The organism is Pandoraea sp. ISTKB (genome assembly GCF_001721285.1).
Lineage (GTDB): Bacteria > Pseudomonadota > Gammaproteobacteria > Burkholderiales > Burkholderiaceae > Pandoraea > Pandoraea capi.
The window spans coordinates 15,960-30,019 of record NZ_MAOS01000029.1; the positions used below are offsets into that span (position 1 = coordinate 15,960).

Annotated in this window: 12 protein-coding genes; 7 read left to right on the forward strand and 5 right to left on the reverse strand. The window is 62.8% G+C overall.

Features of this window, described 5'->3' with window-relative positions; translation table 11 throughout:
• Positions 1-68 precede the first annotated feature (68 nt).
• The 6 genes from ileS to dut all read left to right on the forward strand — a co-directional run bounded on the left by ileS (position 69) and on the right by dut (position 7,956).
• Positions 69-2,906: an isoleucine--tRNA ligase gene (ileS, locus tag A9762_RS10190; RefSeq protein ID WP_069341933.1), complete on the forward strand. Its 2,838-nt coding sequence runs from the start codon at positions 69-71 to the stop codon at positions 2,904-2,906.
• Complete coding sequence (gene lspA / locus A9762_RS10195) at positions 2,906-3,457, forward strand: signal peptidase II (RefSeq protein WP_069341934.1); 552 nt, start codon at positions 2,906-2,908, stop codon at positions 3,455-3,457. The genes ileS and lspA overlap by 1 nt, the downstream gene beginning before the upstream one ends.
• 119 nt (positions 3,458-3,576) lie before the next feature.
• Positions 3,577-4,791, forward strand: coding sequence for a bifunctional phosphopantothenoylcysteine decarboxylase/phosphopantothenate--cysteine ligase CoaBC (gene coaBC / locus A9762_RS10200; protein ID WP_069341935.1), 1,215 nt, complete (start codon positions 3,577-3,579; stop codon positions 4,789-4,791).
• 311 nt (positions 4,792-5,102) lie between these two features.
• Positions 5,103-6,323 carry an MFS transporter gene (locus tag A9762_RS10205; protein WP_083253816.1) on the forward strand — a complete coding sequence of 407 codons (1,221 nt, stop codon included), beginning with the start codon at positions 5,103-5,105 and terminating at the stop codon, positions 6,321-6,323.
• A gap of 69 nt (positions 6,324-6,392) precedes the next feature.
• Positions 6,393-7,448, forward strand: a complete 1,056-nt coding sequence (locus A9762_RS10210; protein ID WP_069341937.1) for an LLM class flavin-dependent oxidoreductase — start codon at positions 6,393-6,395, stop codon at positions 7,446-7,448.
• A 61-nt stretch (positions 7,449-7,509) separates the two neighbouring features.
• Positions 7,510-7,956, forward strand: a complete 447-nt coding sequence (dut, locus tag A9762_RS10215; RefSeq protein ID WP_069341938.1) for a dUTP diphosphatase — start codon at positions 7,510-7,512, stop codon at positions 7,954-7,956.
• A gap of 85 nt (positions 7,957-8,041) precedes the next feature.
• Here dut and clpA read toward each other — a convergent pair whose 3' ends face one another.
• On the reverse strand, positions 8,042-10,339 hold the full coding sequence (gene clpA / locus A9762_RS10220; protein WP_069341939.1) for an ATP-dependent Clp protease ATP-binding subunit ClpA: 2,298 nt from the start codon (positions 10,337-10,339) through the stop codon (positions 8,042-8,044).
• Positions 10,336-10,650 (reverse strand): ATP-dependent Clp protease adapter ClpS, encoded by a 315-nt coding sequence (clpS, locus tag A9762_RS10225; RefSeq protein WP_010807118.1) that lies wholly within the window; start codon positions 10,648-10,650, stop codon positions 10,336-10,338. The genes clpA and clpS overlap by 4 nt, the downstream gene beginning before the upstream one ends.
• A gap of 441 nt (positions 10,651-11,091) precedes the next feature.
• Here clpS and A9762_RS10230 point away from each other — a divergent pair, with 441 nt between their 5' ends.
• Positions 11,092-11,298, forward strand: a complete 207-nt coding sequence (locus A9762_RS10230) for a cold-shock protein (protein WP_069341940.1) — start codon at positions 11,092-11,094, stop codon at positions 11,296-11,298.
• Positions 11,299-11,904: 606 nt separating this feature from the next.
• Here the strand turns inward: A9762_RS10230 and A9762_RS10235 are convergent.
• From A9762_RS10235 to A9762_RS10245, 3 genes are read right to left on the reverse strand one after another with little or no spacing between them, the layout of a single operon-like run.
• Entirely contained in the window at positions 11,905-12,219 is a 315-nt protein-coding gene (locus A9762_RS10235; RefSeq protein ID WP_069341941.1) for a non-heme iron oxygenase ferredoxin subunit, read from the reverse strand.
• 12 nt (positions 12,220-12,231) lie between these two features.
• Positions 12,232-12,714, reverse strand: a complete 483-nt coding sequence (locus tag A9762_RS10240) for an aromatic-ring-hydroxylating dioxygenase subunit beta (RefSeq protein ID WP_069341942.1) — start codon at positions 12,712-12,714, stop codon at positions 12,232-12,234.
• 32 nt (positions 12,715-12,746) lie between these two features.
• A complete protein-coding gene (locus tag A9762_RS10245) occupies positions 12,747-13,943 on the reverse strand; it encodes an aromatic ring-hydroxylating dioxygenase subunit alpha (protein WP_139133163.1) in 1,197 nt (398 codons plus the stop codon).
• Positions 13,944-14,060 lie beyond the last annotated feature (117 nt).

The window sequence follows — 14,060 nt, forward strand, 5'->3', positions numbered from 1 at the left end:
ACAGGCCCGGCAACGTCACCGGCGCGAGCGCCCCACACCCGACATCCCAAATTCGAAGCGTTGCACCCATGAGCGAAAAGAAAGCCCCGAGCAAATATCCCGTCAACCTGCTGGACACGCCGTTCCCGATGCGTGGCGACCTGCCCAAGCGCGAGCCGCTGTGGGTCAAGCAATGGCAGGAAAAGAAGATCTACGACAAGATCCGCCGCGCCAGCAAAGGCCGTCCGAAGTTCATCCTGCACGACGGCCCGCCGTATGCGAACGGTGACATCCACATCGGTCACGCGGTCAACAAGATCCTCAAGGACATGATCGTCAAGGCGCGCAGCCTCGCGGGCTTCGACGCTGCCTACGTGCCGGGCTGGGACTGCCACGGCATGCCCATCGAAATCCAGATCGAAAAGCAGTTCGGCAAGCATCTGCCCGTGCGTGAAGTGCAGGAAAAGGCGCGCGCCTACGCCGCCGTGCAGATCGAGCGCCAGAAGGCGGACTTCGAGCGTCTGGGCGTGCTGGGCGACTGGGACAATCCGTACAAGACCATGAACTTCTCCAACGAAGCGGACGAGCTTCGTGCGCTGGCGAAGATTCTGGAGAACGGTTACGTGTATCGCGGTCTGAAGCCGGTGAACTGGTGCTTCGACTGCGGCTCGGCGCTGGCCGAAGCGGAAGTCGAGTACAAGGACAAGACCGATCTGGCCATCGACGTGGGCTTCGCCTTCGCGGAACCGGAGAAGGTCGCCAAGGCGTTCGGTCTGCCGAAGCTGCCGCGTGAAGACGGCTACATCGTCATCTGGACGACGACCCCCTGGACGATCCCGTCGAACCAGGCGCTCAACGTGCATCCGGAAGTCGAGTACGCCCTCGTCTCGACCGAACGCGGCCTGCTGATCCTCGCGACCGATCGCGTCGAAGACTGCCTGAAGACGTACGGCCTGCACGGCGAGATCGTCGCCCGCACGAAGGGCGAAGCGCTCTCGCTGATCCGTTTCCGTCACCCGCTCGCGAGCGCCGATGCCGGTTATGACCGCACGTCGCCCATCTACCTCGGCGACTATGTGACGACCGATACCGGTACCGGTATCGTGCACTCGGCGCCGGCCTACGGCGTGGAAGACTTCGTGTCGTGCAAGGCGCACGACATGCCGGACTCGGAAATCCGCATGCCGGTGCTCGGCGACGGCCGCTATCAGGACAGCCTGCCGCTGTTCGGCGGTCAGTCGATCTGGGACGCCAACCCGCAGATCGTCGAAGCGCTGCGCGACGCGGGCTCGCTGTTCCACTCGTTCAAGTACACGCACAGCTACATGCACTGCTGGCGTCACAAGTCCCCGATCATCTACCGCGCGACCAACCAGTGGTTCGCCGGTATGGACGTGAAGCCGGTCGACGGCGCGCCGGGCAACGGTCAGACGCTGCGCGAAATCGCGCTCGCCGCCATCGAAGCCACGGAGTTCTTCCCGTCGTGGGGCAAGCAGCGCCTGCACAACATGATCGCGCACCGCCCGGACTGGACGCTCTCGCGCCAGCGCCAATGGGGCGTGCCGATGGCGTTCTTCGTCCACAAGGAAACCGGTGCGCTGCACCCGCGCACGCCCGAGTTGATCGAAGCCGTGGCCAAGCGCGTGGAGCTTGAAGGCATCGAAGCCTGGCAGACGCTCGACCCGGTCGAACTGCTCGGCGACGAGGCCAAGGATTACGTAAAGAACCGCGACACGCTCGACGTGTGGTTCGACTCGGGCACCACGCACTGGCACGTGCTGCGCGGCTCGCACTCCCATGAGCTGGGCTTCCCGGCCGACCTGTATCTGGAAGGCTCGGACCAGCATCGCGGCTGGTTCCACTCGTCGCTGCTCACCGCTTCGATGCTCGACGGCCGTGCGCCCTACAAGGCGCTGCTCACGCACGGCTTCACCGTCGACGGTCAGGGCCGCAAGATGTCGAAGTCGGTCGGCAACACCATCGTGCCGCAGGAAGTCGCGGGCAAGCTGGGAGCCGAAATCATCCGTCTGTGGGTGGCATCGACCGACTACTCGGGCGAGCTGTCGATCTCAGACGAAATCCTCAAGCGCGTGGTCGAAAGCTACCGTCGTATCCGCAATACGCTGCGCTTCCTGCTCTCGAACCTGGCCGATTACGACCATTCGAAGCACGCGATGCCCGCGGACCAGTGGCTGGAAATCGACCGTTATGCGGTCGCGCTGGCGCAATCGCTGCAAACCGAAGTGCTCGGCCACTATGACCGTTACGAGTTCCACCCGGTCGTGTCCAAGCTCCAGACGTTCTGCTCGGAAGATCTCGGCGGCTTCTACCTCGACATCCTGAAGGATCGTCTGTACACGAGCGCACCCGATGCCCCCGCACGTCGTGCCGCCCAGAACGCGCTGTATCACATCACGCACGGCCTGCTGAAAGTCATGGCCCCGTTCCTGTCGTTCACGGCGGAAGAAGCGTGGCAAGTGTTCCAGCCGGGCAACGACACGATTTTCACGGAGACGTTCTACGCCTACCCGGAAGTGGCGGAAGGCACGCGTCTGCTCGAAAAGTGGCATCTGCTGCGCACGGTGCGCGGCGACGTCACGAAGGCGCTCGAAGAAGCCCGCGCCGCCGAGCAGATCGGTTCGTCGTTGCAGGCGGAAGTGGACGTGCGCGTCTCGGGCCGCAAGTACGACGTGCTGGCCAGCCTCGGCGACGATCTGCGCTTCGTGCTGATCACCTCGGCCGCCAAGGTCACGCAAGTCGCTTCGGAAGCGGAAGAAGGCGTGGTGGTGACGCCGTCGACGCATCAGAAGTGCGAGCGCTGCTGGCACTATCGTGAAGACGTGGGCGCGGACGCCGCTCACCCGACCCTTTGCGGACGTTGCGTGTCGAACCTCTTCGGCAGCGGCGAACACCGGAGCGCGGCATAATGGCAAGCAAAGCAGGTGCACGTACGAGTGCAAAGCGTAGCGGATCGGGATCGGGCGGCAGCGCCCGTAGCGGCGCCACCTTCGGGCTGGCGCCGTGGCTGGGGATCGCGGTCATTGCGATCCTGCTCGATCAGGTGACCAAGCTCACGATTCTGAAAACGTTCCAGTACGGCGAATTCCGCCCGCTGACCTCGTTCTTCAATCTCGTGCTGGTGTACAACAAGGGCGCGGCGTTCAACTTCCTCGCCTCGGCCGGTGGCTGGCAGCGCTGGTTCTTTACGCTGCTCGGCGTGGTGGCGGCAACGGTCATCATCCTGCTGCTCAAGCGTCACAACGGCCAGAAGATGTTCTGCCTGTCGCTGTCGCTGATTCTCGGCGGCGCGCTGGGCAACGTGATCGATCGCGTGATCTACGGGCATGTGATCGACTTTCTGGACTTTCACGTCGGCGGCTGGCACTGGCCGGCGTTCAACGTGGCCGACTCGGCCATTTGCGTGGGCGCGGTGCTGCTGGTAATCGACGAGTTGCGACGCGTGCGGCGCGGCAAATAGCGCCGGCAGGCGTGGCGCGAACGCTCGCACGGCGTTGTCCGTGCGGCGGATCGGCAAGCAGCAAATACCGTCGCGGCGCCCTGGAGGCGCCGCGCGGCACTTTGGAGGAGGCATTTGTTATGGAACGCGGTGAACTCGCTGGCAAGACCATCGTTCTTGGCCTGACAGGCGGTATTGCCTGCTACAAGTCTGCGGAACTCACGCGGCTGTTCATCAAGGCCGGGGCGACGGTGCAGGTCGTGATGACCGAAGCCGCCACGCAATTCATCACCCCGCTCACGATGCAGGCGCTCTCGGGGCGCCCCGTCTTCACCAGTCAGTGGGACAACCGCATCGACAACAACATGGCGCACATCGACCTCTCGCGCGAGGCCGACGCCATCCTCATCGCACCCGCCTCCACCGACTTCCTCGCCAAGCTCGCCCACGGCATGGCCGACGATCTGCTCTCCACGCTGTGCGTGGCGCGCGACTGTCCGCTGCTGGTCGCCCCGGCGATGAACCGTCAGATGTGGGCCAATCCGGCCACGCAACGCAACGCCGCCACCCTGCGTGGCGACGGCGTCACGATCCTCGGGCCGGGCAGCGGCGATCAGGCCTGCGGCGAGATCGGCGACGGTCGCATGCTCGAACCGGAAGACCTCTATGAAGCCATTGCCGGGTTCTTCCAGCCGAAGCGGCTGGCGGGACGCCGCGTGCTGATCACGGCCGGCCCGACCTTCGAGCCGATCGATCCGGTGCGAGGCCTGACCAACCTGTCGAGCGGAAAGATGGGCTTTGCGCTTGCGCGCGCCGCCGCGCAAGCCGGTGCCGACGTGCACCTCGTCGCGGGGCCGACGTCGCTCGCCACGCCTTACGGCGTGATCCGCAGCAACGTGCAGACCGCGCAACAAATGTACGACGCAGTGATGGCCAACGTCGCGCAAAACGACATCTTCATCGCGGTCGCCGCCGTTGCCGACTGGCGCGTGCGCGACGTGGCGCGCGACAAGATCAAGAAGACCGGCGACGCCGACGTACCGACGCTCGAATTCGTCCAGAATCCCGACATTCTTGCGGCAGTGGCACAGTTGCCGACACCGCCGTACTGCGTGGGTTTCGCCGCCGAATCGGGCGATCTCGAAAAGCACGGCGCGCAAAAACGTCAGCGCAAACAGGTGCCGCTGCTCGTGGGCAATCTCGGCCCGGCCACGTTCGGACAGGACGAAAACGAAGTCATTCTGTTCGACGAGACGGGACAGAAGCGCCTGCCGCGCGCCGACAAGCAGTCGCTCGCCCGCAGCCTGATCGTCGAAATCGCCGCCCGGCTACCGGCTCGTCAGCCGGCACGGTAGTTCGGCGGCAGGCTCGCTGGTCGTGCCGGGGTAGACGCGGCACCTGCGCGGTTTAGTGCCGTTTAGTGCCGCCTAGCCTCGCTTGGCCGGCGAACGTTAGTTAGGCAGGGTTGGCAGCAAGGCACACCGGGATGCGGTGCAGCGCGACCTGCGCCACCGCCAATACCCCTACCGTCAGTCCGTCTGTCATTGTCGTTGTCCGGCGACACTGACAGACTGGCGGGGGTCCGCAGCTAGGCACACCGGGTGCCAGCCCCACTGCGGCCATCGGCATTCCGGCCTTCGGGCCAACGCACACGATAACAATCAAGATGACACAACCTCCTTCCGCCGCGCGCCCAGACGTCAGTGTCTACGGCACACTGAGCATGCTCGCCGCGATCATGTTCTTCGGCTTCATGACCATCGGCATGCCGTTGCCCGTGCTGCCGGTGTACGTTCACGAAACGCTCGGCTTCGGCTCGTTCGTCGTGGGTGTCACGATCGGCATTCAGTCGGTCGTCACCCTGCTGCTGCGCTCCTACGCGGGACGCACCGTCGACACCCGTGGCCCGCGTCACGCGGTACTTACCGGCCTGTGCGGCTGCGCGGCCGCAGGCATCCTGTATCTCGTCGCGTCGATCATGCCGAGCCCCTCGCTCGCGCTCGGCGTGCTCCTCGCCGGACGCGTCGTACTCGGCTTCGGCGAAAGCCTGCTGCTCACGGGCGGCATGTCGTGGGGCATCGGCCTGCTCGGCGCAGCGCACGCCAGCAAGGCCATTTCCTGGCAAGGCGTGTCGATGTACACCGCGCTGGCCGTCGGCGCGCCGTTCGGCGCCTACCTGCTGCAAGCGGCGGGCTTCACCATCGTTTCACTCGTCAACATCGGCCTGCCCGCCATCGCGTTCGCCATTGCCCTGCGACTGCCTGCGGCGGTCCCCGTGGGCGGCACGCGGCTGTCGTTCTTCAAGGTGGTCGGTCTGGTCTGGCGCCCCGGCCTGGCGATGACGCTGGGCAGCATCGGCTACGCCGTGATCGCCGCCTTCATCACGCTGTTCTATGCCAGCCACGGCTGGTCGGGCGCCGCGTTTGCGCTCACGCTCTATAGCGGCACGTTCATCGCAATGCGCGTGTTGATGTCGCATGCGGTCGACCGCTTCGGCGGACGCCGCGTCGCGATGTGCTCACTCGTCTTCAGCGCCATCGGTCAGTTTCTGCTGTGGGGCGCCGTCAATCCGCACATGGCGTTGGCAGGAGCGGGCCTCACGGGTCTCGGCTTCGCACTGGTGTTCCCGGCGCTCGGCGTAGAAGCGCTGCGTCAGGTGCCGCCGCAGAATCGCGGTGCGGCGCTCGCCGCCTACTCCGCGTTCTTCGATCTGGCGCTCGGCCTGATCGGGCCGATGGCCGGACTGGTCGCAAATTTCTTCGGTTATGCCTCGATTTTCCTTTGCGGTGCCATCGGCGGCATCGTTGCGATTCTGATGATTGCGCGCCTGCCGCATGCAGGCCCCGGCACGCCACCGGCGGATACGTCTGCCCACAGCGGTCACTGACCCGTATGACAATGCGCGTCGATGACGCTGAACCGCTTGGTTCGGTCATCGGCGATGGAGCCTAAACCCATGGATCAACCGACAAACTCAACTGCCGATCACGCCCGCCAGCGCATCAAGCTGTCGGTGCTCGATCAGACACCCGTCATTCACGGCCATAGCGTGGCAGACGCCATTGCCGCCACGGTCGAACTGGCGCAGGCGGCCGACGATCTCGGCTACACGCGCTACTGGTGCGCCGAGCACCACGGGCTGCGCGGCGTCGCCAACCCTGCGCCGGAGGTGATGATCGCGCGGCTGGCGAGCGTGACGAAGCGTCTGCGCGTCGGCTCGGGCGGCGTGATGCTGCCGTACTACAGTCCGTTCAAGCTGGCCGAGCAATTTCTGATGCTCGAAGCACTGTTTCCGAATCGGATCGACCTCGGCGTCGGCCGCGCGCCCGGGGGCGACATGCGCACCGCGCGCGCCGTCGCGAAAGGCCCGTACGATGCCGGTGAGCACTTCCCTCAGCAGGTCGCCGAGCTGGCGGGCCTGTTCGGCGACACACTGGCCGACGACCATCCGTATCGCGGCGTGCTGCTGCAACCCGCAGTGCCGACGCGCCCCGAGTTGTGGGTGCTGGGATCCAGCGAATTCGGCGGACTGCTCGCGGCACAACTCGGTCTGCGGTATTGCTTCGCGCACTTCATCAATGCGCACTACGGGCACCGCGTCACGCAGGCCTATCGCGAACGTTTCACGCCGGGGCAGATGGACAAGCCGTACTGCGCCGTGGCGCTGTTCGTCATTTGTGCCGATACCGACGCCGAGGCCGAAGCGCTGGAAGCCGGCGTAGACTTGCGTCGCGTACAGATGGCGTATGGCATGAACGAACCGATTCCCAGCCTCGAACAAGGCGCGCAGGCCAAGCCGCAATATCGGGATCGGGAACTGTCCGTGATCGCGCGGGAGAAGCCGCGTAGTATCATCGGCACCCCGGAGCGCGTGACCGAACGCGTGCAGGAGTTGCAGGCGCAGTTCGAAGCCGACGAAATCATCGTGCTGACGGTCGCCGGCAGCTATCGCGCCCGTCTGCGGTCTCACGAGTTACTCGCGCAAGCATTTTCGCTGCGCGCCGAAGACTGATTGTCCTCGGCTCAGCCATACGCCCACCGGATCCTTTGCCCCAATTCAACGCCATCACGCCATGAAACTCGACGTCAAGATTCTCGACGAACGCCTGCGCTCGCAACTCCCCGCCTACGCCACGCCGGGTAGCGCCGGGCTCGACCTGCGCGCCTGCCTCGACGCGCCGATGACCATCGCCCCGGGCCAGACCGTGCTCGTGCCGACGGGTCTGGCCATCCATCTGGCCGATCCGGGCTACGCCGCGCTGATCCTGCCGCGCTCGGGCCTCGGCCACAAGCACGGCATCGTGCTGGGCAATCTCGTCGGCCTGATCGACTCGGACTATCAGGGCCAGTTGATGGTGTCGACGTGGAATCGCGGCAACGAGCCGTTCGTGCTGAACCCGTTCGAGCGTCTCGCACAGTTGGTGATCGTGCCGGTCGTACAAGCCGAGTTCAACCTCGTCGACGAATTCCCCGAAAGCGATCGTGGGGCCGGCGGCTTCGGCAGCACGGGCAAGCACTAAGCGCGTCGCTCACCGAAACGCCATAAAAAAAAGCGCCGCAATTGCGGCGCTTTTTTTGTCTGCCTGATGGCAAGCGAGCTGTCGATCACTCGACTTCGGCAGCTTCCGGCTGAGCCTTGGTGTTGCCGTCCTCAGGGAAGGACAGTTGCACCTGATCATGCTCGTCGAGATCCACGGTCACCCGCCCGCCGCTGGTCAGTCGCCCGAACAGCAGTTCGTCTGCCAGCGCACGACGGATCGTGTCCTGAATCAGACGCTGCATCGGACGCGCGCCCATGAGCGGATCGAAGCCCTTCTTCGACAGATACGCACGCAGCTTGTCGGTGAACACCACCTCGACCTTCTTCTCGTGCAGCTGATCTTCGAGCTGGATGAGGAACTTGTCGACCACGCGCAGGATGATCTGCTCGTCGAGCGGCTTGAAGCTGATGATCGCATCCAGACGGTTACGGAACTCCGGCGTGAACATGCGCTTGATGTCGGCCATTTCATCGCCGGCCTGACGCTCGTTCGTAAAGCCGATGCTCGCCCGGTTGATCGTCTCGGCACCCGCGTTCGTCGTCATGATGATGATGACGTTGCGGAAATCCGCCTTGCGACCGTTGTTGTCCGTCAGCGTGCCGTGGTCCATCACCTGAAGCAGCACGTTGAAGATATCCGGATGCGCCTTCTCGATTTCGTCGAGCAACAGCACGCAATGCGGCTTCTTCGTGATCGCCTCGGTGAGCAGACCACCTTGATCGAAGCCCACGTAGCCCGGCGGCGCGCCGATCAGACGGCTCACTGCGTGACGCTCCATGTACTCCGACATGTCGAAACGGATCAGCTCGATGCCCAGCGTGAAGGCAAGCTGCTTGGCGACTTCGGTCTTGCCGACACCGGTCGGGCCCGAGAAGAGGAACGCGCCAATCGGCTTGTCCGTCTTGCCCAACCCGGCACGCGACATCTTGATCGCGGCGGACAGCGCGTCGATGGCCGGATCCTGTCCGAACACCACGCTCTTGAGGTCGCGGTCGAGCGTCTGCAACTTGCCGCGGTCGTCTGCCGACACGCTTTGCGCCGGGATCCGGGCGATCTTCGAGACGATCTCTTCGATTTCGCCCTTGCCGATGGTCTTCTTCTGCTTCGACTTCGGCAGGATGCGCTGTGCGGCGCCGGCCTCATCGATCACGTCGATGGCCTTGTCCGGCAGGTGACGATCGGTAATGAACTTTGCCGACAGTTCGGCGGCAGCCGAGAGCGCGCTCGACGAATACTTCACGCCGTGGTGCTCTTCGAAACGGGACTTGAGGCCGCGCAGGATCTGCACGGTCTGCTCGACGGTTGGCTCGTTCACGTCGATCTTCTGGAAACGACGCGACAGCGCTGCGTCCTTCTCGAAGATGCCGCGATACTCGGTAAAGGTCGTGGCGCCAATGCACTTGAGCTGCCCCGACGACAATGCCGGCTTGAGCAGGTTCGAGGCATCAAGCGTACCGCCCGACGCGGCACCCGCACCGATCAGCGTGTGAATCTCGTCGATGAACAGGATCGCGTTGTTGCGCTCCTTGAGTTCCTTGAGCACCGCCTTCAGGCGTTGCTCGAAGTCGCCGCGATACTTCGTACCGGCGAGCAGCGCGCCCATGTCCAGCGAGTAGACGGTGGCGTCCTGCAGAATCTCGGGGACTTCGCCGCGCGTGACGCGCCAGGCGAGGCCTTCGGCAATCGCCGTCTTGCCCACACCGGCTTCGCCGACGAGCAGCGGATTGTTCTTGCGACGGCGACACAGCACCTGCACCACGCGCTCGACTTCCGATTCGCGTCCGATGAGCGGATCGATCTTGCCGTCGCGCGCCATCTGGTTGAGGTTCTGGGTGTACTGCGCCAGCGGGCTTTCCTTGGCGTTCGCCCCTTCTTCCCCTTCCGCGCCACCTTCGCCGGCCTTGGCCGACTCGCCGGACGCGCCGGTCTTGGTGATGCCGTGGGAGATGAAGTTGACGACGTCCAGACGCGTCACGCCCTGCTGTTGCAGGTAGTAGACGGCGTGGGAGTCCTTCTCGCCGAAGATGGCGACCAGCACGTTCGCGCCCGTCACTTCCTTCTTACCGTTGGAAGTGGACTGCACGTGCATGATGGCGCGTTGAATCACGCGCTGGAAACCGAGCGTGGGCTGAGTGTCGACCTCGTCGCTGCCCGGCACCGTCGGCGTATTGTCGGCGATGAAGTTGCGCAGATTCTGGCGCAAATCGTCCAGATTCGCCGCGCAGGCGCGCAACACTTCGGCTGCGGTCGGGTTATCCAACAGGGCGAGCAACAGGTGCTCGACCGTGATGAATTCGTGTCGTGCCTGGCGCGCTTCCATAAACGCCATGTGCAGGCTGACTTCCAATTCCTGGGCAATCATGCTTCCTCCATCACGCACTGCAGCGGGTGCCCGGACTGCCTTGCATGGCTAACTACTTGCTCAACTTTGGTCGCCGCGACGTCGCGCGTAAAGACCCCACAAACTCCCCTGCCCTCGCGATGAACCTTGAGCATGATCTGCGTGGCAGATTCCCGGTCCTTATTGAAATATTCCTGAATGACCATCACCACGAACTCCATCGGGGTGAAATCGTCGTTCAACAGTACCACCTTGTACATGGACGGCGGCTTGAGCTGTTGCTCCTGCCGCTCCTGTACGGTGTCGTCATGCGTTGTCGGTAAGGTTGCCATACGTGGATTCTAAACAACTCCCGGGTGCAGGAAGCAATCGGAGCTCCTATTGCCGCCTGCCGTCCGGTTGTCCACCGGAGTGCCAACACTCGTCGATCAGCGCGTGCGTTGTCCAGCAAGGCGCTGCAACCCCGACCACCGGGGGTGCCACACCCATATGAGTCAGCTTAACCCAAATTTCAAGGCCGTGTCTCCGCACGTCTTATACCCTCCGAGATATAAGGGTAAAACCTGATCGAACGTAAGTTCTATCGTTCAAAAAGGGCTTGACACTATTGGTAGTTAGCGAAAACAATCGACGTGGCGCTTTTCCTCTATAAGTGATTTAAAAGAAAAGATGCCTGGGTGAGCCTAGGAAGCCGCCGCCAGCCGGCGGGTTTTTCAGATGTGCTCGTTGTTGCGGTGATATGTAGTAGTCGTAATTGTTTAGGGGAAGTTTGTATGGCAACCGGTACGGTCAAATGGTTTAACGATGCCAAGGGTTTTGGTTTCATCACGCCGGATGAGGGTGGCGAAGACCTGTTCGCGCACTTCTCGGCGATCCAGATGAACGGTTTCAAGACCCTGAAGGAAGGTCAGAAGGTGACGTTCGACGTCGTCCAAGGCCCGAAGGGCAAGCAGGCGTCGAACATCCAGAATCCGAGCTGATTCTGCGCAGTTCGTAGCTTTATGAACCCGGCCTCGGCCGGGTTTTTTGTTGCGTCGCAACAATGCATGTGAAAAGACGTATTATTTTTGGATCCGTTTTTGCATGCAAAAAGCAGCGCAACTTTCCACTCAGGCCGCGAATCTTTTCAGTATTAAACTGCGCTTAATACCTTATAAAACTATATTCATCGCAACATTCCACTCAGTTATTAAAATACCTCTTACCAGTCTCTGGTTGCGGAAATCAATTACGCAATTACCTGAATTGGCTAAGTAATCCTACGCAGCCAGCCGGTCGGCCAATACCATAAATACAACGCGATAAGCCACCGAAAGGAATAATCCTTTAACGATTTCGAAAGCCGTGCACGTCGCTTAAGTGCCGTTCATCCGGCGCATCACCTGTTTCATCGTTGAATTTATCGAATCGAACGGTTCATTTCCTTCCCGACGGTTCGCCTGCCGCACCACCGGGCGCGCCCGCCCCTGCCGCACAGACGCGACGGGCCGCCAAATGACGCATCATTTGGCGGCCCGTTTAGAAAAAATCCCCTAAAGTGCTGCGCCCCATCGATCGCAATGCGATTTCTGCGGCGCGCCAGCCGATCAGCCCAAATCGACGTACACCTTTTCCGCCTCGATACGGATCGGGTAGGTCCTCACCGCCTCGGTCAGCGGCGCACACATGGCCGCACCGGTCCGCACGTCGAATTTGCCCTGATGCAGCGGGCACTCGATTTCGTGGCCTTCCAGGAACCCGTCGCACAGGCGGGCGTTGCCGTGCGTGCAGACGTTGTCGGTCGCGAAGACCTCGCCGTCCACGCCATAGAGGGCGATATCCCGCCCACCGACGATCACGCCGATGACGTCGTCTTCGGGAATGGCATCGCGCGACGCCGCCTCAATCCAGTTACCGCTCATGATGTCCTCGTCTCAGATCGGGTAGATGAGCGAGTTGGGAATCATCTCGCTATCGAAAATGCATTGACGCGACGCGAACTTCCAGCCGTCGTCCGTTCGTTTGACGATGTCCAGATACCGGCCGACGGACAGGATGTCGGTCAGCTGGTCCGGCTTCGTCCGGAATACCGCGTAGTTCGCCTCGACATGCAGCGTGTTCGCATCGTCGGCATCGAGCGCCCGTATCGACGGCAACCCGATCACGTGACGCTGGTAGTACGGATCGTGAAACAGCGTGTCGCGAATCCCATAGATCCGGTCGCGCAGCATGCCTTTGCTCTCGAACGACAGCGTCGCCAACGGGAGCCCCATTTCGAAGTTCTCGCGCGGCTGAATGCGGTAGACGCAAGCGTCCAGGAAAAACTCGGGCCAGGCGTCCCAATCCTGCGTGTCGAGCGCCGCCGCGTAGGCGGCATTGAGTTCGACCACGGCCTGAAATGTTGCGAAATCCACCATCGAATCGTCTCCTCGAACGTGACTCGGCATCGTCAGACACCCATCACGCGGCGCCAGTAGGCGTACATGCCGCGAATCAGCGTTTCCGTCACCATGTGCTCGGTGTTCTCCACCCCCGTGCCGCCCAGTTCGGCCAGCACCCGGTGCCACGGCTTTTGGGCAAAGCCCTCCTGCGAGCATTCGATGGCCTCGCCGTCGTCGGCCGACACGAAGCCCGCCGGCCCGAACAGGTTGGCCTGACGCAGACGGCGCTGGGTCATTTCCTCGGTGTCGTCCTCGAAGCCGAAGTGCGTCCAGACGAAGTCGAAGGCGTTGTGACCGCGCGGCTGGATGTGACGCGTCGACACCGAGTTGACCTGCTGCTGGAGGATGACGCTGGGAAAAAGCGTCATGAGCACCGCCGTCGGCCCCTTCCACCAGTCTTCCTGCACGATGTCGAGAAAGCGCATGTCGTTGAGCGACATCGATTCCTTGAAGCTCGACACTCCCGACGTCACCTCTCCGCCACCGCCCTGCCCGCGCGTGGACACCATGGCCGCGTGGCGCCCGTGAGCGTCCATCACCAGCCGCGACTTGTTGTCCGCCCGCCAGAGCCCGAACGTGACGAACCACGTATGCAGCAGCCCCGGGTGATACGGGTCCTTGATGTTTTCCTGCATCAGCTTCCAGTTGCCCGGGATTCGCTGCTTGTTGTAGCCGAGCAGCTTGAGCTTGCGGCCATCGAAAAGACGGTCGAAATAGGTGCAGATGTCCGGTCCGAGAAACGCTTCGAGCGACTCGACATCATGGTCGAACGACGCAAAGATCACCCCGCCGCGCGTGGCGACCTTCAGTTGGGTCAGGCCATGGTCTTCGGGCTTGAAATCCTTCGGCATGCCGCCGTTGACCTTACCGTCCTGCTTCACACCACGCCGGAACGGCACGCCCTGCAGGTTGCCTTTGAGGTCGTAGTTCCACTGGTGATACGGGCAATGGAAGTCCGTGCGATTGCCGCGCTTCTCGCGGCAGAACTTCATGCCGCGATGCGCGCACACGTTCTCGACCACGTTGATCTCGCCCCCCGCATCGCGCGTCACGATGACGGAACGCTCGCCGATCACCGTGCGCTTGAAGTCGCCCGGGTTCGGGACTTCAGCCTCCAGCCCGACGTAGTTCCAGTGGTTGCGGTAGAAGCACTGCTCCAGCTCGCGCCGGTGCAGTTGCTCGTCCGTATAGACACGAAACGGAATGCGGCTCGACCCTTCGGTCGGCCAGAGGTCCGACGGCTCGAAGCCTGCGGACGGCGCCGGATCGAGTCCGGTCTGCGGTGTTGTCGTCACGATCGTCTCCTGATGGGGAATCGGAAT

What these genes read in the sequence shown, in the direction of transcription:
- ileS (WP_069341933.1), top strand. Translation starts at nt 69, where the DNA reads ATGAGCGAAAAGAAAGCCCCGAGCAAATATCCCGTCAACCTGCTGGAC.
- lspA (WP_069341934.1), top strand. Translation starts at nt 2,906, where the DNA reads ATGGCAAGCAAAGCAGGTGCACGTACGAGTGCAAAGCGTAGCGGATCG.
- coaBC (WP_069341935.1), top strand. Translation starts at nt 3,577, where the DNA reads ATGGAACGCGGTGAACTCGCTGGCAAGACCATCGTTCTTGGCCTGACA.
- A9762_RS10205 (WP_083253816.1), top strand. Translation starts at nt 5,103, where the DNA reads ATGACACAACCTCCTTCCGCCGCGCGCCCAGACGTCAGTGTCTACGGC.
- A9762_RS10210 (WP_069341937.1), top strand. Translation starts at nt 6,393, where the DNA reads ATGGATCAACCGACAAACTCAACTGCCGATCACGCCCGCCAGCGCATC.
- dut (WP_069341938.1), top strand. Translation starts at nt 7,510, where the DNA reads ATGAAACTCGACGTCAAGATTCTCGACGAACGCCTGCGCTCGCAACTC.
- clpA (WP_069341939.1), bottom strand. Translation starts at nt 10,339, where the DNA reads ATGATTGCCCAGGAATTGGAAGTCAGCCTGCACATGGCGTTTATGGAA.
- clpS (WP_010807118.1), bottom strand. Translation starts at nt 10,650, where the DNA reads ATGGCAACCTTACCGACAACGCATGACGACACCGTACAGGAGCGGCAG.
- A9762_RS10230 (WP_069341940.1), top strand. Translation starts at nt 11,092, where the DNA reads ATGGCAACCGGTACGGTCAAATGGTTTAACGATGCCAAGGGTTTTGGT.
- A9762_RS10235 (WP_069341941.1), bottom strand. Translation starts at nt 12,219, where the DNA reads ATGAGCGGTAACTGGATTGAGGCGGCGTCGCGCGATGCCATTCCCGAA.
- A9762_RS10240 (WP_069341942.1), bottom strand. Translation starts at nt 12,714, where the DNA reads ATGGTGGATTTCGCAACATTTCAGGCCGTGGTCGAACTCAATGCCGCC.